Source organism: Agrobacterium sp. NPDC090273 (genome assembly GCF_044772305.1).
Lineage (GTDB): Bacteria > Pseudomonadota > Alphaproteobacteria > Rhizobiales > Rhizobiaceae > Agrobacterium.
Window position 1 is genome coordinate 1 of the sequence record NZ_JBIVYN010000005.1, and the last position, 19,682, is coordinate 19,682.

A 19,682-nucleotide genomic window follows, 5' to 3' on the forward strand; every position below is an offset into this window, starting at 1 on the left:
TCAATCTGCTTAGTCATAGGACTACCCCCAGTGTTTGCACTAGGACTGGCAGTCCATACCCCATCGCCACAAGACGGCCTTCACCGTGGGCTTACCCCAGAACGAAGGATTTGCTATTTGCACTCGTGAGAGCGCGGATTCGTTAGATGCGCCGGTATCGAAACTCCCGTAACTGCTTCAGATATATTGATTCGTCTCTCCGGGTTCTGAATTAATGCAAAGCACGTTTTTTGGATATGCTGTATAGTCGTGAGATTATTACGGAGTTCTTCGCCGCTCTGAATACGGATCATTCGACAATAATCGAAAAACAGTTCGACTGCGGCCGATGAAGAGATCGTTCGCGTCAGTACTAATGTCAATCCGGGCAACGCCATCACAGGCAAGAAGGCAAATAACACTTCAAAAGAACTGCCAGTTTTGAGAATAGAAAATATAATACTAGCTAAAGACACGATCAATCCGGCCGAAGCCAATGCTATAGCAACGATTCTCTTTACGTACAGCGATCGAAGATTGGTAATCCTCTCCTCTGCCTGCGGTGCATCCAGGCTCGCAAAATCTATTTCACTTATGGTTTTGGCCTTCTTTTTTACTACAGCAATCATAACTTTACGTATGGCATCGCTAGTGAAATCTGAAATATTCTCCAGAAATAGAGACATCTTTATTCTCTTAGCGCTTCTTGAAAAACAGCTTAAATTACCATCAATTAGTCGAATAAGCGGAAATATTGCATCACTAGACCAAAGTGTTTCAGCTTTAAATGCCGTTTTTCCTGACGATATGGCAGTAACAATCTCAGATTCTGGTAGCGACAACCTCAGCCACGCGAACTTAGCAATCAAATACTCGAAATATTGCTTATGTGCGAAGCGAAGATTGCTATCTCCTCCAACTGGATCTGGAACAAACAATCCGGCGGATGCGACGTCCGTGCAGACCTTTTCCAAGAACTCAATTCGGTTCTCAGATTGAAGCCGAAGCTGTAGTTTTCGAGCGGCTTCGCTAACTGGCGTCCTAACTTCTTTTGATTGCATTGCTCGAAGCACGCCGTCGAACACCCGATTTATGACAAGATCGAAACTTGTGCGTGGTATTGTATTGCGAAAATCTTGGACCGCCATTTCCCAGACAACAGCAAGAGTCAGCGCCTCTCTGATAGAGCGTGGAAGTAACAAATAGCTCGAAAGCTCGGGAGCCAAAAACGTAACCCTATCGTTCTCAAGTTCAGCCTCTTTTCGCGCATAAACTGCAGAGAGATACTTCTCAAGCAGCATAGACCCAGTGATCTCATGCCCTTCTTTTTCAGCATTACGGATCTCCGGCCAGATGGTCGCAACCACAGGGAGCATCGACGGTCTCATGACAATTTCACGGAAATCAGGATGCAAATAGAATGTATCCATTATTCCATCCCGGACATCCTCTGGATAAGCTCGACAGGCTTGCCTAACATCGGCCTCGTCAAACATGTTTATGGAATACATTTGAGTGTAAGCATTCGACGCCGCGCCGTTGCTGTCATCTATGCGCAACGTTGAGTTTCGCTCGGACTGATCGATGAAAAAGTTGGGACGCCCTGTAAAAATTAGCTTTGTACCGGGATAGGCGAAGCGCCACAAAGCATTGAAGTGCTCATGCCGTTCGAACTCTCGACCGGCGTTTTTCAATTCGTCGAAACCTTCAAATATTATGAGAACTTGCCCCGAACGGATGAGCGCAAAAAGCTTCTCCCCGGAAAGACTATATCGTGCGCCCCACTGGGCCAAAAGTTCAAGTGGAGAGTTTTCACCAGGACTTTTTCCACGCAACTCCAATAAGAGCGGGATACGTTCATCCTGTGCCTCATCATTAAGATATCTTTCAGCCCACTGTACGCAAAGATGCAACATTGCGGTACTTTTGCCCTGGCCATACTCTCCAGTGATAGCGAGGTGCTTTCTGCCTGTGTCGAGTATCCACTCTTTGACAATATTGGCCAGGCTGGAACTAACTCCGTCGCGATCGGTCACCTTCGCAGGAACAAATGTGCCTGCGAGAGTTGTTTGAGTTCCGCCAACAGTATTAAGTCTGAATTGCTTAATCAACTGTCGAGCATATCCTTGGAGCGGAAGGCCGGATCGTAGAAGCTGATTATATTGAAATGCCTCTACTTTTACCCCTCGAATTATGCAATCTTGAAGATCTTGAGGTACGGGGGCATCAATAACGGCTTTTATTATCTGTCCCTCGCCACCACCAATCTCATCGATCTTTGCAGCTAACTCATCTACAGTGGGAACTTCCTCAAAAACGAAGACTACTAATTGACTGTCGTCACCAATCTTCGCTCCGTGAACAATGCCGATCCACGCTCCTAATTTCTGTCGCCAGCCATTGTCTTCGATTACTATTTCCGGGAAGTGATTTGTTAATGCAACTCGCGCCAAATCCCGGAATTCTTCTCTTTCCGGAGCTTGAGCTATCACCTGCTTCCAGTCTAGCGTCCTCGCGTCGATTATTGGATCATTGTGTTTCTGTATTCTTCTATTCAGCTCCACGTAAGCGAGTGCGATAAGGTCGTCAGCGCGCCCCTCTTCGTGAAGTCGCGCGGTATTGACGGTGATTGGGCCTTCCCAACTCATTACGGCGCGTTTTGCGAATTTCATTATCGCAACAAGCCCAGTAACCCCCACAAGAGATACTAGGACCTTTTCAGCGATTTTTATGTAAATTGTCTGACCCGTCGTTGATAAAACCGGAACAGGTAACCCAAGTATCGCTAAAAGAGAGGTTGTGGCTTCAAGCCAGTCAACAGCGGTGATCGCTCCAGTAATGAACAATACGAGCGAAAATAACGTAATTACTGTATAATACGCGAAGCGAGGCTTAGAGTACCTCTGTTTCCACTTCATCCAAACGATATAAGCGAATAATCCGCAAGCGGTTAGCCCGAACAAGACTGTAGCAACTAACATTCAACCCCCAGCACGCAATTTGCTAACTCTTGGTTGATTTTTCAACATTGGTCTAGAAGGCGAACTTGAAATACCGGAGATATTTTTCCACCTAAACGCCTAAAAGCATCGCGCAGCTCTTCGATGGTTTAGCGCGCAGTGTCTCGCAAGTTCTGCTCGAAAAGCTCTGTCGACGTTGCTAGTGCGGTCCACCCGCACGGGTTGATGAACGCAAGTCAAGCATTGGGTTGCCTCTGGCGTCAATTACTGATCCGTTACCACTACACAGAAAGAATTGCTCGTCACTGGTACTTGCTTCTTATCCGTCACGTTTCGTTAGCACTTCTATTCGCCGTGCTTCGCGGCTCATGAGCTGTCATCAGGCCATCTTTGTTTTCGGAGCGCTCTCATTAAAAGCACCACCAAGGCGGTGGCCATTGGACACTTTAGGAAAAAGTTTAACAAACGCACAGAGTACGAAGAAGTCCAATAACGTCGCAAGGCTCTAATTTCGTTGAAGATGAGCGACCCGGCTTGGGATACGACCACTGTGCAAGCGAAGTCCTACTTGCAAATCAGACTAATGCCTCGCGGGTGCCTCCACGGCTTTACAATGTGTGGGGCCAACATCGGGCCTTTGTTTGGTCAGCGCTCTCACAAATTCCGCAAAGGGCGGAACGAGCCATGAACAAACTGCACGGATTGTGCACGTATTTCGATGCATATTCACGTCTTGTTCTGTCGCTTGGCGCTGCCATGAGCAAGGTAGAACGTTAACGGTAATTTTCTTAAGTGGTTGTTATCACAATGGGAAAACTGGTGCTGCTAGAGAGATTTGAACTCTCGGCCTCTCCCTTACCAAGGGAGTGCTCTACCCCTGAGCTATAGCAGCATCCGGTGCCGAAGCGTTTGCTTCAACATCAAGCGTGGCGCCTATTGCCATAGCTTTTTGACGAGTGCAAGTCGCAAAGTGTCATTAAATCATCCCGAGGGACAAAAAACGTCTCCCTCTGTTGAAAACTCCAATTTTCGGCTATTGCTCAGCCCATGAACGACAATCAAATAGAGACCGAGCCGCACGATGATGCGGACGCCGCGCATTCTGAAGCAGCAGAAAGCGGAAAGCGGCAGGCTGGCCCGGGCGAAACAGCAAAACAGCGCGAAGCGGAGAGAAAAGCCCGTGCGGCGAAAAAGCTGCGCGAGAACCTGCAGCGGCGCAAGCAGCAGGCCCGGGCGCGGCGCGCTGGCGACGCGGATGAGACCGATGGCCTTCCCGCCGCAAAATCGGACGAATCATCGTCATAGAGAACAGACAAGCAAAATTTGAAACGCCGCGGAATTTCGGCTAAGGACGGCTCAATTTTCCGCAAAAGGCACGTAGAGAAAGGCGGGCGCACGCCCGTAGGGACGAATGGATCGCATCAGAATTACGGGTGGCAACAAACTCAATGGCATCATCCCGATCTCCGGCGCCAAAAACGCCGCACTGCCGTTGATGATCGCTTCGCTTCTGACCAGCGATACGCTGACGTTGGAAAACGTGCCGCACCTGGCCGACGTCGAGCAGCTCGTTCGCATTCTCGGCAACCACGGCGTCGATATTTCCGTCAACGGTCGTCGTGAAAGCCAGGGCGAAGCCTATTCCCGCACGATTCACTTTACCTGCCGCACCATTGTCGACACGACCGCACCCTATGAGCTGGTCTCAAAGATGCGCGCCAGCTTCTGGGTAATCGGCCCGCTGCTTGCCCGCGAAGGCAAAGCCCGCGTTTCGCTGCCGGGTGGTTGCGCCATCGGCACCCGTCCTGTCGATCTCTTCATTGACGGTCTTCAGGCACTCGGCGCCAACATGGAAATCGATGGCGGCTACATCAACGCGACGGCGCCCAAGGGCGGCCTGATCGGCGCGACGTACACCTTCCCGAAGGTTTCCGTCGGTGCGACCCACGTCATGCTGATGGCAGCAACCCTCGCCAGAGGAACCACGGTCATCCATAATGCAGCGCGCGAGCCTGAGGTTGTCGATCTTGCCCGCTGCCTCACCGCAATGGGTGCAAAAATCGAAGGTGCCGGCACATCGACGATCACCATCGAAGGCGTAACGTCGCTTTCCGGCGCCCGCCATCGCGTTCTGCCTGACCGCATTGAAACCGGTACCTATGCGATGGCCGTTGCCATGACCGGCGGCGACGTCGTTCTGGAAGGCACGAATGGTTCGTTGCTCGACAACGCGCTCGATACTTTGAAGCTCGCTGGTGCCGAAATTACCGAAACGGAAACCGGTCTGCGCATCGTTCGCAACGGCAACGGCATCCAGCCGGTCGACGTCGTCACTGAACCCTTCCCGGGCTTCCCAACGGACCTTCAGGCGCAGTTCATGGCGCTGATGACCCGCTCTCAGGGTGTATCGCATATTACCGAAACGATTTTCGAAAACCGCTTCATGCACGTGCAGGAACTGGCGCGTCTGGGTGCCAAGATTTCCCTTTCGGGCCAGATGGCACGGATCGAGGGTGTATCGCGCCTAAAGGGCGCACCTGTCATGGCAACCGACCTTCGCGCTTCCGTGTCGCTGGTGATTGCCGGTCTGGCTGCCGAGGGTGAAACGATGGTTTCCCGCGTTTATCACCTCGACCGTGGTTTCGAACGTCTCGAAGAAAAACTGACGCGCTGCGGCGCGCTGGTCGAACGCGTCAGCGATTAATCGCTTCTTTGCCGCTCATCCATTCTCTGCCGTTGCAGAGCGGGCTCAGACTGCCTATTTCCTATACAAGTAAAGGGAATAGCGGCCCGCACCGCAAAAAAGGAAGAAAATGATGAGCGGCCTCAAATTGCTCGCGCTGGACACTGAAGATCTCTCCGTCATCTCGACGCACATGCAAGACAGCGTCTTTAAACTGAAAGACGCATCCTTCGAACCGAAACATGGACAATTCAGCCTCTCTGCCAACCGTTTCGTTTGGGAAGAAGCAGGCAAGAAGGGCACGCCGCCAGAGCGTTGCCGCAGCGTTCTCGTCCTCAAGCGCGTTTCCTCTGTCCGCTCGCACAACGTCAACCGCATGGATAAAGAGCAGGTGCTATCCCTGCTGGCGATCCGTTTCGAGCAGAAGCAGGACGGCCCTGACGGCACGGTGGAACTGACCCTTTCCGGCGGAGGCGCAATCGCCCTCGATGTCGAATGCATCGAGGCGCAGCTCGTCGATGTCAGCGGTGCGTGGGAAACTGCCGCAAAACCACATCATCCGGACGCTTAACCGACGTTACCGCGCTTCGGAACGGTTGCCTTTCCTGCCTGTTTCGATTTATGCCACTTACCAGAGCCGCAAATGTTTTTTGCGGCACATCGTGTGCCCCCGCAAACCGTTGCGGGGAAAGTGAAAGGGTAAAGACGTGGCAATCTGGCTGGAGCGGGCATCGGCGGATTTCGAACAGAAATTTGCGGCCTTCCTGACGACCAAAAGGGAAGTTTCCGAAGACGTCAACGCAACGGTTCGCGAGATCATCGACGACGTTCGCCATCGTGGCGATGCAGCTCTTGCCCATTACTCCCTGAAGTTTGACGGCCTCGACTTTTCCAAGGTTCCGATGCGCGTCACGGCTGCGGAAATCGATGCCGCTGTCGCCGCTGTCGACAAGTCCGTTCTGGATGCCCTCGAGCTGGCCGCAAAACGCATTGAAAAACACCATGCCCGCCAAATGCCGAAGGACGATATCTACGAAGACGATATTGGCGTTGGGCTTGGATCACGCTGGACAGCAATCGAGGCCGTTGGTCTTTACGTGCCGGGCGGTACTGCGAGCTATCCAAGCTCGGTACTGATGAACGCCGTTCCGGCCAAGGTGGCCGGTGTGGACCGTATCGTCATGGTGGTGCCGGCTAATGGTGGGGCGATCAACCCAGCGGTTCTGGCGGCTGCCAAAATCGCCGGCGTTGAGGAAATCTACCGTATCGGCGGCGCGCAGGCTGTTGCCGCGCTGGCCTACGGCACCGAAACGATCGCACCGGTTGCCAAGATCGTCGGCCCCGGCAACGCCTATGTGGCGGCGGCCAAACGGCAGGTGTTCGGTACCGTCGGCATTGACATGATCGCCGGCCCCTCCGAAGTTCTGGTGATTGCCGACAAGGATAACGATCCGGACTGGATTGCTGCCGATCTTCTGGCACAGGCGGAACACGATCGTGGTGCGCAATCCATTCTGATCACCGATGATGCCGAACTCGGCAAGGCGGTCGAAGCCGCCGTGGAACGGCAGCTCAAGCGTCTGTCACGCTCGGAAACGGCGGCGGCGAGCTGGGCCGATTTCGGTGCCATCATCCTGGTTGACGCTCTCGCCGATGCCATCCCGCTTGCCAACCGGATTGCCGCCGAACATCTCGAACTTGCCGTCAACGATCCTGACGTGCTGATGGCAAAAATCCGCAATGCAGGCGCGATTTTTGTTGGTCGCCATACGCCTGAAGTCATTGGGGACTATGTCGGAGGCTCGAACCACGTCCTGCCGACGGCACGTTCCGCCCGCTTCTCTTCAGGTCTTTCAGTGCTGGATTTCGTCAAGCGTACGTCGATCCTGCGTCTCGGTCCCGAGCAACTTCGTCAACTTGCTCCTGCTGCCATCACGCTCGCCCACTCCGAAGGTCTGGATGCCCATGCGCGTTCGGTCGCCATTCGCCTCAATCCGGAAGGATAAAAGATGGCATCAGGCGAGTTCAAGCTCTGCGATGTGGTGCTGGACGAGAGCATTGGCCGTTCCACACCTGACGTCGAGCATGAGCGCGCCGTTGCGATCTTCGATCTGATCGAGGAAAACAGTTTCGAACCCGTGGGGCATGATGGCGGACCTTACCGGCTTTCGCTATCGCTGGTCGATTCCAAACTGGTTTTCTCCATCAGAACGGAAGACGAGACGGATGTCGCGACCCATATCCTGTCGCTCACACCGTTCCGCCGCATCATCAAGGACTACTTCCTGATATGTGAGAGCTACTACGAGGCGATACGCTCTTCCACGCCAAGCCAGATCGAGGCGATCGACATGGGCAGACGTGGTATTCACAATGACGGCTCGCAAACGTTGATGGATCGTCTTTCCGGCAAGATAAAGGTCGACTTCGATACGGCGCGCCGACTCTTTACCTTGGTCTGCGTGCTCTATTGGCGGGGTTGAGCATGAGCGATCCTGCCGCAGTTCCGAATGAAGCGCGTGCGCCGAAATCGGTCCTATTCATGTGCGGCATGAATTCCATCCGCTCCCCCATGGCAGAGGTCATCGCAAAACGGCTGGTCGCTCCCGGCATCTATATCCAGTCCGCCGGCGTGCGCGCAGGTGAGCGCGACCCCTTCGTGGATGCGGTGCTAGAAGAACAGGGACTTTCACTCGGCAAACACAAACCGCGCACATTGGATGAGATCGAGGATGATTTTTTCGATCTGATCATTACATTAACACCGGAAGCACATCACACGGCACTGGAGCTGACCCGGTCCAATTCACTGGATGTGGTCTATTGGCCAACCATGGACCCCACCGTAATTACCGGCACGCGAGAGCAAATTCTCGATGCCTACCGCGAGGTGCGGGATCATCTGACCAGGCTCATTTCCGAGCGGCTGCCCAGACGACCAGCGCCTGCGCCTGACACGCTCCAAAAAGATTGACGAATTAGCGGCGGTCTAGAGGTTCACAAATGTGCGGGGATTGTGTAGTTTCCGCGCAATTTTCCCGGACGTGAGACGTCCGGCACCATCAACAGGAAGAAAACTCTTACATGACAAAAGAAGAAGTCCTCGAATTCCCGGGCATCGTAACCGAATTGCTGCCGAACGCAACGTTCCGCGTCAAGCTTGAAAACGAACATGAAATCATCGCTCATACGGCTGGCCGTATGCGCAAGAACCGTATTCGCGTTCTCGCTGGCGACAAGGTTCTGGTCGAAATGACGCCTTACGACCTGACCAAGGGCCGTATCACCTACCGCTTCAAGTAATCCGTTTCGGCATCAGCGGCATGACTGACCACAAACAAAAGCTCGTTCTGGCATCCGGCTCGCCGCGGCGTCTCGAACTGCTGCATCAGATCGGCATCGAGCCGGCACGCCTGATGCCGATGGATATTGACGAGACGCCTGCAAAGCTGGAGCATCCGCGCACGCTTTGCCGCCGCCTTTCCCTGCAAAAGGCCGAGGCTGCGCGCGACGTCACCAAGAATGAGCTTGGGTGGAAAGATGCCTACGTGCTGGGTTCCGATACGGTGGTCGCAGTTGGCCGCCGCATCGTCGGCAAGGCGGAATATACCGAAGACGCTTCGGCAGCGTTGCATTTGCTGTCAGGCCGCAGCCACTGGGTCTATACCGGCATCTGCCTGATTACACCGGGCGGCAAGGTTCGCCAGAAGGTCTCAGAGACGAAGGTTCGCTTCAAGCGGCTGTCCACGCGCGAGATCGACAGCTATATTGCCTCTGGACAGTGGCGCGGCAAGGCGGGTGCCTATGGCATTCAGGGCATTGCAGGCTGCTTCGTGCAGAAACTGACCGGCTCCTACACCAACGTTGTCGGTCTGCCGCTTTACGAAACATCGACCTTGCTGGCTGGCGAGGGGTTCGATGTGACGGCGGGCTGGCTCGAAGGATAGGATCATGGCGGAAACACCGAAAGAGACGTCAAAGGTCACACCACTTCGGAAATCACAGCCTTGCCCGGAGTGCGGCCGCGCCTCGACGCGCGAAGACTACCCCTTCTGCTCGGACCGTTGCCGTTCTCTCGACCTCGCACGATGGCTGAAAGGCTCTTACGCTATTCCGGTAGCAGACGACGAAAGCAGCCCTGACCGTCCAAGTAACGACAAGAACGCAAGCGACTGAAGTACCCTGGCCACCCAGAGCGGTGGCTTTGATACGAATTGATTATTTATTGTTTTTGGGCAGTTGCCCGCATTTTATTTGATTTCCGGCTTCATGCCTTGAAAAATCATGAAGCACAGAGGCCGCCGGGCGTATTTCCCGCCGTGATAGGGTCTTGCGAATGAGCGCAAGTCTACAGGAGAGACGAAGCAAAATAGCGCCGCTGATTGCAGTGTTGGGCGTGTGCCTGGCAATTGCCGCAACAGTGCTTCTGGCCAATGACAAACGACACCTCAAAAGCCTGCTGCACCACTTTGGTGTCGCACCCGTAGTCAAGCCGATCGACAATCCGCCGAAGATGACGCGTATCAGACGCAAGCCTCTGGTCGCCGGTGACGTCAATGTCCCGGCATATCTCTTGAAATTCGAGCAATCTGTCCCGCCGACATTCTTTGTGCGCAACTTTTTGCTGCCTGGCGCGGCATTGTGTGAGCGCTTCCTGGCCGAAGGGTTCGTCAGCCTGCAGGATGGGAACACCAGCCCTGTTAACGGCGGCAGCTTTGAGTGCATGGCCGACTTCAAGCAGGGCGACGCGAGTGCTGAAAGCGAGCAGGCATCGCTCTTCCTGGATATCCGTGGCAATGCTGCGGGCGAGATTCGTTCCATTCGCATCAAGGCTATTGCGCCTCAAACGCCAGACGGCGATCTGATACGATCGCGCCTGCGTGACGTCCTTGCCTTGATCGTGGGCGCGACCCACTGGAGTGATTTCTCAAGCTTGCCGGATCTGGCAAGCCGGATGCAGGTCTATCAGGAGCAGCGTTTCGGAATCTCTGCCTCCAGCAAACCTGAGCCAAGTGCTCCGCATCGGCTCAATGTGCTGTTGCTCGAAGTAGAGAAACCACGCGAACTGGAACTTGCACGCGCGTTTTTTGACGACACTAGGTGGCTACGAAGTGCCGCCGCGATCGGAAAACCGGAATTCCGGTTTTCCTCGCCCTTGATCCATCGCCACTCGACACGGCCAGATATCAGCCGATAGCCGTCAGCTTGCGCCGAACCGGCTGCATGATCTCGTTACGACGGATTTCGCGCTTTTCTTCCCACTGCAAAGCAGTCCGTACGATCGTCCGCAGATCGTTGTAACGCGGCCGCCAACCCAGTTCCGACTGAATGCGCGTGGAATCCGCTGTCATGGCTGCGACATCGCCTGGACGACGCTCACAGTGAACGACCGGAAAATCCTTGCCCGATTCCTGCTGCACAGCCTGCAGAACTTCCAGCACCGAATAACCAACACCGTAACCGCAATTGAGCGTTTTCGTTTCTCCACCAGCACGCAGGTGCTTCATGGCAAGCAAATGCGCATCAATGAGATCGCTCACATGGATGTAATCGCGCACGCCAGTACCGTCGATTGTCGGATAATCGGTTCCGTAAACCTCTACACGGTCACGCCGTCCAACAGCGGCTTCGCAGGCAACCTTGATCAGATTTGCTACACCGGTCGGCGACGGCCCTGCCCTGCCCGCGACATCGGCACCCGCGACGTTGAAGTAACGCAGTGCAACGTAGTTGAAGTCATGTGCCTGGACGACGTCGCGCAGCATGATTTCAGAGGCGAGTTTGGACATACCATACGGATTTTCGGGGCTGAGGATCGCCGTCTCCGGGACCGGCCCTTCCGTTGGCTGCGTTCCATAAACGGCGGCCGTCGAAGAGAAGATGAAGTTACGAATGCCATATTTCACTGCAGCGCTGACCAGCGCTCGCGTGGTTCCGGTGTTATTTTCATAATATTCGAGGGGCCGGCTGATCGAGTCGGGAACGCTCAAAGATCCCGCAAAATGGAATATGGCGTCGATCTGGTTCTCTTCGAAAATCTGGCCAAGCAGGGCGCTATCTGCCGCATCGCCGAGATAGAAGCGCGCCTGTGGCGCAACCGCCCACCGTGACCCAGTCGACAACCGGTCCACGACAACGACTTCCTCCCCGGCGTCGAGCAAAGCCCACACCATGTGACTGCCTATATAACCGGCCCCGCCTGTGACCAGAACACTCATGACACTCTTCCCTGTTGTCTTTTGTTGCAGTCATCAAATCCAATAATTCTTCATCATTGATTACTTGCACAGCGAAACCGCTGGCCCGCGTCCGCCTGTTTGCAGACGTGGCTTACAGTTGGTTATGGCAATAGGGAGAATTTTATTGATTGGCTGAAAAGGCAGTCAGAACCGCAATATCGAGACAAATACCACAAAAGGTTCCAGCCGTCGATGATATAGGCGCAACACATCGCCCTGAAGTTGAAAAAACCTCAGGTCAATGTGATGTCGGGCTTGTCTGATGTGGAAACCGCGCCTTGGCGCTTATCGACCGAGAATGTAGGAGGCGAGCCTATCGGCCGCGTCTTTTATCTGTGTCGGATTGCGCAGGAAGCAGGCACGCAGGAACAGTTCACCGCCTTGACCGAAGGCCGTTCCTGGCGCAAGGCCGACGCCGGTCTTGTCGACAATGTCGAGCGCGGTATTGCGGCTATCTGTGACACCATCCACCTTCAGGAAGGCGTAGAGGGCGCCATCGGGCTTCAGGGTCTCGACGCGGTTGGTCGCGATCAAGGTATCGCAGAGAATGTCTCGGGACGTCAGGGCCCGCTCGTAATTCTCCCTGATGAAATCGTCACCGTGATCAAGCGCAGCAACAGCGCCCCGCTGCATGAACTGGGCAACGCCTGATGTTGAGTATTGAACGAGGTTTTCAATGACCTGACCGATTTCCGGTGGTGCAACCAGCCAGCCGACCCGCCATCCGGTCATCGACCAGTTCTTGGAGAAGGAGTTCGCAAAAATGATCCGGTCATCCGGCTCCATCACATCGAGGAACGACGGCGCACGCCCCCCGGCATAGTGATAGAGCGCATAGATTTCGTCCGCGACGATCCACAGGCCGTGCTTGCGGGCGAGCGTGAGAATGTCACGCAGATTGTCATGCGTCGCTGTCCAGCCGGTCGGGTTCGACGGTGTATTGATGAACAGTGCCTTGGTCTTTGGCGTAATCGCGCTTTCAAGCTTGCCGATATCGAGATGCCAGCCGCCGTCGTGGAAATCGATGCCGACGGCTACCGCCTTGGCACCAGCAACGCCGATCGCGGCGACGATATTTGGCCACGTCGGGGTCAGGTACACCATCTCGTCGCCAGGCGACGTCAGAGCCTGAACGGCGAGCGCGATGGCCTGCATGCCGGAACCGGTGACGTAAAAATGCTCTTCCGGAAGCGATACGGCAAAATGGCGAGTGTAATAACGGCTCAAAGCCTGACGCAGTTCAGGGATGCCGCGCTGCCAGGTATAAAACGTCTCGCCATTGTTCAACGCATCGATTGCAGCCTGATTGATAAATGCCGGGCTTGGCAAATCGCCTTCACCGGCCCACAGCGGCAAAAGATTATCACGCCCGCGGGCGTAGTTCATGACTTCGACAATACCGCTCTCGGGAGCGGCCAGAGCACGCGCGCTCAGGCTGTTCAAAATGGACATTCAAGACACTCCGTTTGGTGTCGTCTTATCGCATCGAACGGCCGATATGCATGATATTCCGTGAGGCGAAGATGGATTTTCTTTATGGATTGCTCCCCGGTCGGCAATCGGCCCGTTTCTACGGACGCATATTGCCCGACCAGGGATCGTTTAAGCCTTAGCGCGTCTTCAACAGATCGCGGATTTCCGTGAGCAGCTTCACATCTTCCGGTGGAGGAGCAGCTTCTGCCTTCTCCGCGAGCTTCTGACGTTCAACCGAAGCACGGAGTCTGTTTACGCCCTTGACCATCAGGAAAATGATCCAGGCCAGAATGAGGAAGTTGATGACAACCGTCAGAAAATTACCGTAGGCGAAGACGGCGCCCTGATCGCGGGCGGCAGCCAGCGACGTAGCAGTAACGCTCGAACTCAACGGCAGGAAGTAGTTCGAAAAATCGAAACCACCAAAGATCGCACCGACGATTGGCATGATGAGATCGTTGACGACGGAGTCGACGATCTTGCTGAAGGCGGCACCGATAATGACACCGACGGCAAGGTCCATGACATTGCCGCGGGCAATGAACGTTTTAAATTCGTTAAGCATCCAGATTGTCCCTCTCTCCGGCTTCTGAGGCTGAAGCTATGTGACTGTCCCTACGGCGTGAACGATACAGCGTCCGCGCGTTGTATGGAATCCATTAAGATTGTCTTTATTGGATTATTTCAGGCTGACGTTGAACTTTATGCTCAGACCACGCTCATTCTCAACCGCCTGAAATTCCCCTATGCTGTGATCAAGGAGTTCCTGCATGGGGAGGATGCGTGCTTCCTGGATGGATCATATTCGTTTCGGCATTCGCCTACATTCTGCTGCTGTTTGCAGTGGCAAGTTATGGCGACAGAAACAGCCGAAAAAGAAACGCTCCGAAAAAAGGGCGCCCGTTTGTCTATGCGCTGAGCCTGGCGGTCTACTGCACCTCCTGGACGTATTTTGGCGGCGTCGGGCTTGCCGCTGACAAAGGGCTTGAGTTTCTCGGCATCTATACCGGACCGATCCTTGCTTTCACGCTTGGCATGCCTGTCATTCGCCGGATCGTCGAATTGGCGAAAGCGGAGAAGCTGACATCGGTGGCGGACTTCATTGCCGCCCGCTATGGCAAAAACTCCACCGTCGCGATGATCGTTGCCATCATCGCTCTGGTGGGGGCCATTCCCTATATCGCCTTGCAACTGAAAGCCGTTTCCAGCTCCGTCGCGACCATGGTCGATCCTGGCGACTACGGTATAGGCAGTGGAAACCTGTATTTCCTCGACCTGCCGCTTGTCGTCACGCTTGTCATGGCGGGCTTTGCCGTGATGTTCGGCACTCGCCATACGGACGCGACAGAACATCAGGACGGGCTGATCCTGGCGATTTCGATGGAGTCGCTCGTCAAACTGCTCGCAATGTGTACCGTCGGGTTCTACGTCGTCTTCATCCTGTTCGACGGCCCCGCGCATCTGTGGGAACTCGCTTCCGCCAACGAGCAGGCAATGCACGCCATTTCCTATCAGACGCCCGTCAGTCGCTGGATCGTGCTGACCCTGCTATCGGGTTTTGCAATCATTCTGTTGCCGCGCCAGTTTCATGTCACCGTAGTGGAAAACCGCACACCGCAGGAATTGCGAATGGCGGGCGTTCTGCTGCCGCTTTACCTCATCGCAATCAACATCTTCGTTCTGCCGATTGCCGTCGCCGGAATTCTGAAACTCGGCGGAAGCGGAGATGCGGATCTCTACGTGCTGCAGCTTCCTCTAACCCACCAAATGCCCGTCGTTTCGCTGATAACCTTCATTGGCGGGTTTTCGGCAGCCACGGCAATGGTTATCGTGGCATCGGTTGCCCTTTCCATCATGATCTCCAACGACATCGTGATGCCGATCTTTTTGCGGCAGAAACTTCTGAACCGCTCTCCACACCGGGACGACTTCGCCAAAACCCTTCTGAATATCCGGCGAACGGCAATCTTTGCCGTTCTGCTGCTGGGTTACAGCTATTATAGAGCAGCCAATGCCACGTCCGGCCTTGCCTCCATCGGCCTGCTTGCCTTTGCCGCCATCGCCCAGATGGCACCGGCGCTTTTCGGCGGGCTTGTCTGGCGACGCGCCAACGCGCGTGGCGCGATTGCGGGACTGAGTTCCGGCTTTCTGGTCTGGGCTTATCTGCTGTTTCTGCCCAGCCTTGGCGGGCCGGACAATTCCCACATCGCAGCGACCGTGCTTGGTTTTCTGTTCTCCGGCAGCACTGTCTTCAGCGGCCCGCAGGCCGACCCTTTCGTCAATGCCGTACTGCTGAGCCTGCTCGTTAATGGTCTGGCTTTTGTCCTGGGGTCTCTGTCGCGTAATCCGCGACCCATAGAGCGTATTCAGGCGGGCATTTTCGTCAAACGCCACTCTAAATCGCAATTCGCAACGCGTGGCTGGAAAACCCGAGTCAGCGTCGGTGACCTGAAAAGCGCCATTGCCCGTTATCTCGGCGAAGAGCGGATGCTGCGATCGCTGGCGACCTACGAGAAGACCGCGGGCAGAAAGCTGAACGACGAACAGCCGGCGGATATGGCCCTGATCCATTTTTCCGAACAGTTGCTTGGTAGTGCCATCGGCTCGTCTTCGGCCAGGCTGGTGTTGTCGATCATTCTTCAGAAGGCCGAAGACACCAGCGCCGACACGGCATGGCTGCTCGACCAGGCGAGCGAAGCGCTGCAATACAATCAGGACATGTTGCAGACAGCGCTTGCCCAGATGGATCAAGGTATCGCCGTTTTCGACAGTTCGCAGCAGCTCACCATCTGGAACAGGCGCTTCCGGACGTTGCTGGACCTGCCCGAACAATTCGGTCAGGTCGGGCTGCCATTGACCGATATCGTCGTGATGCTGCAACAGCGTGGCGATGTGCCTGCCGGAGAAACAGGTCAGTTGATTGCCCGTTTTCTAACAATGGACATGCCGTTCTCCCTCGTTCTTTCCGGCGGCGAACGCATTATCGAAGTCCGCTCCAACGCGCTTCCTGACAAAGGCATCGTTGCGACGTTCACCGACATTACACAACGCGTGGCAAGCGATCAGGCCTTGAAGCAGGCGAACGAGACGCTGGAGCAGCGCGTGGTGGAAAGAACCGCCGAGCTGACCCGCGTCAACCGTGAGCTTGCTGAAGCGAGAGCATCGGCGGACGAAGCCAATATCGGCAAGACACGGTTCTTCGCTGCGGCTGGACATGACATTCTCCAGCCCCTGAACGCGGCACGGCTCTATTCCTCTTCATTGGTGGAGCGGCTCGGCGCATCCGGGGAGCGGGACCTCGTTCACAATATCGATTCCGCGCTCGAATCGGTCGAGACGATTCTCGGCGCGGTTCTCGATATTTCCCGGCTGGATACCGGGTCGATGAAGGCACGCATGACATCGGTGCCTCTCAATGATCTGTTGCGCCGGATCGAGACGGACTTTGCACCGATGGCACAGGAGAAGAACCTTGATCTTGTGGTGATGCCGACGTCACTGACGGTGCGCTCCGACCCCAATCTACTGCGCCGACTGATCCAGAACCTGGTGTCGAATGCTGTCAAGTACACGCTCTCCGGCAAAGTCGTCGTCGGAGCACGGCGCAAAGGCAACGAGGTTATCATTCAGGTGACGGATTCCGGCATCGGGATACCATCTTCGAAATTCCGAACGATTTTCAAGGAATTCGCCCGGCTGGACGAAGGCGCGAAAACAGCCTCCGGTCTTGGCCTTGGTCTCTCCATCGTCGATCGACTGTCGCGTATCCTCCATCATCCGGTGCAATTGATCTCGACACCGGGCAAGGGCACGACATTCCGCATCCACCTGCAGCGCGAAGCAGGTCGTGTGATGCCAGTCAAAACCGCTGGTAACGACCTTGCGCGGACAGGTCAGGAGCGGCTGCAAGGCATTCGTGTCCTGTGCATCGACAACGAACCGAAAATACTGGAGGGCATGACGCTGCTGTTGAATGGGTGGGGCTGCGAAGTGCTGCCGGCGAGTTCGGTCGCCATGCTCGACGAACCTTTCCTAAGCCACTCGGCAGCGCCTGACATCATCGTTGCAGACTATCACCTCGATGATGGAGACGGGCTTGGCGCCATTCGGATTATCCGGGCGTTCTACGGCAAAACCATCCCAGCTCTTCTGATCACCGCGGATCGCAGCCCGGAAGTGCGCAGCGAGGCTGAACGATACAGCGTTACCGTTCAGCACAAGCCGGTCAAGCCGGCTGCGTTGCGTGCCTATCTCAGTCAGGCATCCGGCCCGCCTCGGGCCGCAGCCGAATGATATCGACTGCGCAAACCCTCGCAACGCTGTTCGGCATTATGTCCGGAAACGCCGTCAGCCGTTGATTGTCAGGCTGCACGCCCGAAACGATCAGCATGGCTTTCGGCATGCTTTTCCATCTGGAAGCGCTGAACGAGCTCAAGAAGTGCCTCGACCTCATTGGACAGAACCTGGCTGGCGGCACTCGACTCTTCGGCCATTGCCGCGTTCTGCTGGGTCATCTGATCCATCTGGTTGACGGTGCCATTGACCTCATGCAGGGCAGACGACTGATCCTGTGTGGCTGTGGCAATGGTTTCAACATGTTTGCTGACGGTGACGATCTGCTGGCTGATGGCGGACAAGACCTTACCGGCTTCCTGAACCAGCATCGAGCCGGAGCTGACTTCCTGCGTCGACTGGTTGATGAGCTGCTTGATTTCACGAGCGGCGTCTGCAGAGCGCTGAGCAAGCTCGCGCACTTCCTGCGCCACAACCGCAAAGCCCTTACCCGCCTCGCCGGCACGCGCAGCCTCGATACCGGCGTTCAGTGCAAGCAGATTGGTCTGGAACGCGATGTCGTCAATAACTTCGATGATCTGTTCGATCTTGCGCGACGCATCTTCAATGCGCTCCATCGCCTCAACCGCATTGCTCACCACCGAGCCGGAATCATCGGCGCTGCGTTTCGTCAGTCGGACAGCCTCATTGGCATCACGGGCGCGTTCCGCCGAGGATTTTACCGTCACTGTGATTTCCTCGACAGCAGCAGCCGTTTCTTCCAGCGACGCGGCCTGCGTCTCCGTTCGGCGCGACAGATCGTCGGAGGACTGGCGCATTTCATAACCGCTGTTCTGAATGACCAACGTGCGATCATGGATCTGACTGAGAACATCGCGCAGATTCAGGAGGGATTCATTGAAATCGACCCGAAGCCGGTCAAGGCGGCCTTCGAACGGTGTCTCGATCGTCCGGGTCAGGTCACCGCGAGAAAGTCGGCCGAGACCAGATGCAATCTCGGTTACTGCAAATTCGATCTGACGCGTGGTTTCCTGACGTTCAGCATCATTCCGGTTGCGTTCGGCGTCGGCAGCGGCGCGTTCCTCGACGCTGCGACCTTCGATGACGAGCTTTTCATGGGCGTTTTCCCGGAAGATACCAAGTGCACGCGCAATGTTGCCGAACTCGTTCTTGTTGCCGGTATAAGGGATCTGCGCTTCCAGATCGCCTTCCGACAGGGCTTTGACGGTTTCGGTCAGCTTGCCGAGAGGCTGCAACGTACGCTTGATGATGAAGTATGCCAGAGCGCCCATCACGATCATCGCAATTGCTCCACAGAGCAGAATGAGATCACGCAGGCCATCCATCTGGGCATTATAAACGTCCATCGGAACGCCAGCGAAGAGAATACCAACTGTCGTACCGGTTTTGTTGAGAACCGGCATGTAGCCTGTCATATAGCTCTTGCCGAACAGATTTGCCGCACCGAAATAGGGCTCGCCCTTGGCCACCTTCGCAAAAGCCGGGTGATCGCTGGCAAGCTTGGTGCCAACAGCTCTTTCACCCTTTTCATTTTTCAGGTTCGTGGAAATGCGAACATATTCGCCGCTCTTGGTTTCGAAGATCGTCGCCACGCCGCCATTGGCAGCCACAGTGCGGTCAACAAGATCATGATCGAGAAGAGTGCCGATGCTGGCGCGATTGACCGTGGTCAGATCGCCCTCGTTCATCTTGAGGGTCACGCCACCCACTTTCATCTCGTAGAGAATGGCCATGCTGCGAAGCGACCCGCGGGTATCCAGCAGTGCCGTTTCCATGATGTTGTCCTTCAACCGCAGGTACGTCGATACGCCGACCGCGGCGATAGCAACCGCTATCAAGCCTATCGTGAGAGCGACCACCTGACCTGCAACGGACTTAAAGAGCCGGTTGTTCATGAAAACAGTTCCCCAGAGCCAAAACTGAAATAGTTTTAATGGGCAACTGTTAAAATTTGGCGAAGTTGACGAAGCGCAAAAAGCGCGGCCCCTCGGCTGTAGTGGCCGATGGCGGATGTCGACAAACCCTGTCGGCGTC

The 19,682-nt window shown here is 55.3% G+C and carries 16 protein-coding genes and 1 tRNA gene; 11 read left to right on the plus strand and 6 right to left on the minus strand.

The window, feature by feature from the left end:
* Nucleotides 1-113: 113 nt before the first annotated feature.
* Nucleotides 114-2,960, minus strand: coding sequence for an NACHT domain-containing protein (locus tag ACIQT8_RS14345; protein ID WP_400966404.1), 2,847 nt, complete (start codon nucleotides 2,958-2,960; stop codon nucleotides 114-116).
* Nucleotides 2,961-3,756: 796 nt separating this feature from the next.
* Nucleotides 3,757-3,831, minus strand: a tRNA-Thr gene (locus ACIQT8_RS14350).
* 155 nt (nucleotides 3,832-3,986) lie between these two features.
* Here ACIQT8_RS14350 and ACIQT8_RS14355 point away from each other — a divergent pair.
* From ACIQT8_RS14355 to ACIQT8_RS14400, 10 genes are all read left to right on the plus strand, one after another.
* On the plus strand, nucleotides 3,987-4,244 hold the full coding sequence (locus ACIQT8_RS14355; RefSeq protein ID WP_210271392.1) for a hypothetical protein: 258 nt from the start codon (nucleotides 3,987-3,989) through the stop codon (nucleotides 4,242-4,244).
* Nucleotides 4,245-4,350: 106 nt separating this feature from the next.
* Entirely contained in the window at nucleotides 4,351-5,643 is a 1,293-nt protein-coding gene (gene murA / locus ACIQT8_RS14360; protein WP_138794553.1) for a UDP-N-acetylglucosamine 1-carboxyvinyltransferase, read from the plus strand.
* A 112-nt stretch (nucleotides 5,644-5,755) separates the two neighbouring features.
* Nucleotides 5,756-6,193, plus strand: coding sequence for a DUF2948 family protein (locus ACIQT8_RS14365; protein ID WP_138794552.1), 438 nt, complete (start codon nucleotides 5,756-5,758; stop codon nucleotides 6,191-6,193).
* A 136-nt stretch (nucleotides 6,194-6,329) separates the two neighbouring features.
* The gene (gene hisD, locus ACIQT8_RS14370) at nucleotides 6,330-7,628 is read left to right on the plus strand and encodes a histidinol dehydrogenase (protein WP_400966409.1); all 1,299 of its coding nucleotides are present in this window, start codon (nucleotides 6,330-6,332) and stop codon (nucleotides 7,626-7,628) included.
* A 3-nt stretch (nucleotides 7,629-7,631) separates the two neighbouring features.
* Nucleotides 7,632-8,105 (plus strand): UPF0262 family protein, encoded by a 474-nt coding sequence (locus ACIQT8_RS14375; RefSeq protein WP_138794550.1) that lies wholly within the window; start codon nucleotides 7,632-7,634, stop codon nucleotides 8,103-8,105.
* Nucleotides 8,106-8,107: 2 nt separating this feature from the next.
* Nucleotides 8,108-8,596 (plus strand): low molecular weight phosphatase family protein, encoded by a 489-nt coding sequence (locus tag ACIQT8_RS14380; RefSeq protein ID WP_400966412.1) that lies wholly within the window; start codon nucleotides 8,108-8,110, stop codon nucleotides 8,594-8,596.
* Between the two features lie 110 nt (nucleotides 8,597-8,706).
* The gene (gene infA, locus ACIQT8_RS14385; protein ID WP_004432473.1) at nucleotides 8,707-8,925 is read left to right on the plus strand and encodes a translation initiation factor IF-1; all 219 of its coding nucleotides are present in this window, start codon (nucleotides 8,707-8,709) and stop codon (nucleotides 8,923-8,925) included.
* A gap of 20 nt (nucleotides 8,926-8,945) precedes the next feature.
* Entirely contained in the window at nucleotides 8,946-9,569 is a 624-nt protein-coding gene (locus ACIQT8_RS14390) for a Maf-like protein (protein WP_262524413.1), read from the plus strand.
* 4 nt (nucleotides 9,570-9,573) lie between these two features.
* The gene (gene yacG / locus ACIQT8_RS14395; RefSeq protein WP_262524411.1) at nucleotides 9,574-9,798 is read left to right on the plus strand and encodes a DNA gyrase inhibitor YacG; all 225 of its coding nucleotides are present in this window, start codon (nucleotides 9,574-9,576) and stop codon (nucleotides 9,796-9,798) included.
* A 160-nt stretch (nucleotides 9,799-9,958) separates the two neighbouring features.
* Nucleotides 9,959-10,819 carry a DUF6030 family protein gene (locus ACIQT8_RS14400; protein WP_400966416.1) on the plus strand — a complete coding sequence of 287 codons (861 nt, stop codon included), beginning with the start codon at nucleotides 9,959-9,961 and terminating at the stop codon, nucleotides 10,817-10,819.
* Here the strand turns inward: ACIQT8_RS14400 and galE are convergent.
* The 3 genes from galE to mscL form a co-directional block, all read right to left on the minus strand.
* The gene (gene galE, locus ACIQT8_RS14405; RefSeq protein WP_400966419.1) at nucleotides 10,809-11,840 is read right to left on the minus strand and encodes a UDP-glucose 4-epimerase GalE; all 1,032 of its coding nucleotides are present in this window, start codon (nucleotides 11,838-11,840) and stop codon (nucleotides 10,809-10,811) included. The two genes, ACIQT8_RS14400 and galE, sit on opposite strands and share 11 nt — an antisense overlap.
* A 306-nt stretch (nucleotides 11,841-12,146) precedes the next feature.
* Nucleotides 12,147-13,313, minus strand: coding sequence for a pyridoxal phosphate-dependent aminotransferase (locus tag ACIQT8_RS14410; RefSeq protein WP_400966422.1), 1,167 nt, complete (start codon nucleotides 13,311-13,313; stop codon nucleotides 12,147-12,149).
* A gap of 157 nt (nucleotides 13,314-13,470) precedes the next feature.
* Nucleotides 13,471-13,899 carry a large conductance mechanosensitive channel protein MscL gene (gene mscL, locus ACIQT8_RS14415; RefSeq protein ID WP_138794544.1) on the minus strand — a complete coding sequence of 143 codons (429 nt, stop codon included), beginning with the start codon at nucleotides 13,897-13,899 and terminating at the stop codon, nucleotides 13,471-13,473.
* Between the two features lie 218 nt (nucleotides 13,900-14,117).
* On the opposite strand from mscL, the gene ACIQT8_RS14420 reads away from it, so the two are divergent.
* Nucleotides 14,118-17,627, plus strand: a complete 3,510-nt coding sequence (locus ACIQT8_RS14420; RefSeq protein WP_400966425.1) for a PAS-domain containing protein — start codon at nucleotides 14,118-14,120, stop codon at nucleotides 17,625-17,627.
* A gap of 68 nt (nucleotides 17,628-17,695) precedes the next feature.
* Here ACIQT8_RS14420 and ACIQT8_RS14425 read toward each other — a convergent pair whose 3' ends face one another.
* The gene (locus ACIQT8_RS14425; RefSeq protein WP_400966428.1) at nucleotides 17,696-19,543 is read right to left on the minus strand and encodes a methyl-accepting chemotaxis protein; all 1,848 of its coding nucleotides are present in this window, start codon (nucleotides 19,541-19,543) and stop codon (nucleotides 17,696-17,698) included.
* Between the last annotated feature and the right edge of the window lie 139 nt (nucleotides 19,544-19,682).

Excerpts from the sequence above, each read along its gene's own strand:
- galE (WP_400966419.1), bottom strand. The coding sequence starts at position 11,840 with ATGAGTGTTCTGGTCACAGGCGGGGCCGGTTATATAGGCAGTCACATG.
- ACIQT8_RS14345 (WP_400966404.1), bottom strand. The coding sequence starts at position 2,960 with ATGTTAGTTGCTACAGTCTTGTTCGGGCTAACCGCTTGCGGATTATTC.
- yacG (WP_262524411.1), top strand. The coding sequence starts at position 9,574 with ATGGCGGAAACACCGAAAGAGACGTCAAAGGTCACACCACTTCGGAAA.
- ACIQT8_RS14400 (WP_400966416.1), top strand. The coding sequence starts at position 9,959 with ATGAGCGCAAGTCTACAGGAGAGACGAAGCAAAATAGCGCCGCTGATT.
- infA (WP_004432473.1), top strand. The coding sequence starts at position 8,707 with ATGACAAAAGAAGAAGTCCTCGAATTCCCGGGCATCGTAACCGAATTG.
- ACIQT8_RS14355 (WP_210271392.1), top strand. The coding sequence starts at position 3,987 with ATGAACGACAATCAAATAGAGACCGAGCCGCACGATGATGCGGACGCC.
- ACIQT8_RS14410 (WP_400966422.1), bottom strand. The coding sequence starts at position 13,313 with ATGTCCATTTTGAACAGCCTGAGCGCGCGTGCTCTGGCCGCTCCCGAG.
- ACIQT8_RS14375 (WP_138794550.1), top strand. The coding sequence starts at position 7,632 with ATGGCATCAGGCGAGTTCAAGCTCTGCGATGTGGTGCTGGACGAGAGC.
- ACIQT8_RS14365 (WP_138794552.1), top strand. The coding sequence starts at position 5,756 with ATGAGCGGCCTCAAATTGCTCGCGCTGGACACTGAAGATCTCTCCGTC.
- ACIQT8_RS14390 (WP_262524413.1), top strand. The coding sequence starts at position 8,946 with ATGACTGACCACAAACAAAAGCTCGTTCTGGCATCCGGCTCGCCGCGG.
- ACIQT8_RS14425 (WP_400966428.1), bottom strand. The coding sequence starts at position 19,543 with ATGAACAACCGGCTCTTTAAGTCCGTTGCAGGTCAGGTGGTCGCTCTC.
- murA (WP_138794553.1), top strand. The coding sequence starts at position 4,351 with ATGGATCGCATCAGAATTACGGGTGGCAACAAACTCAATGGCATCATC.
- mscL (WP_138794544.1), bottom strand. The coding sequence starts at position 13,899 with ATGCTTAACGAATTTAAAACGTTCATTGCCCGCGGCAATGTCATGGAC.
- ACIQT8_RS14380 (WP_400966412.1), top strand. The coding sequence starts at position 8,108 with ATGAGCGATCCTGCCGCAGTTCCGAATGAAGCGCGTGCGCCGAAATCG.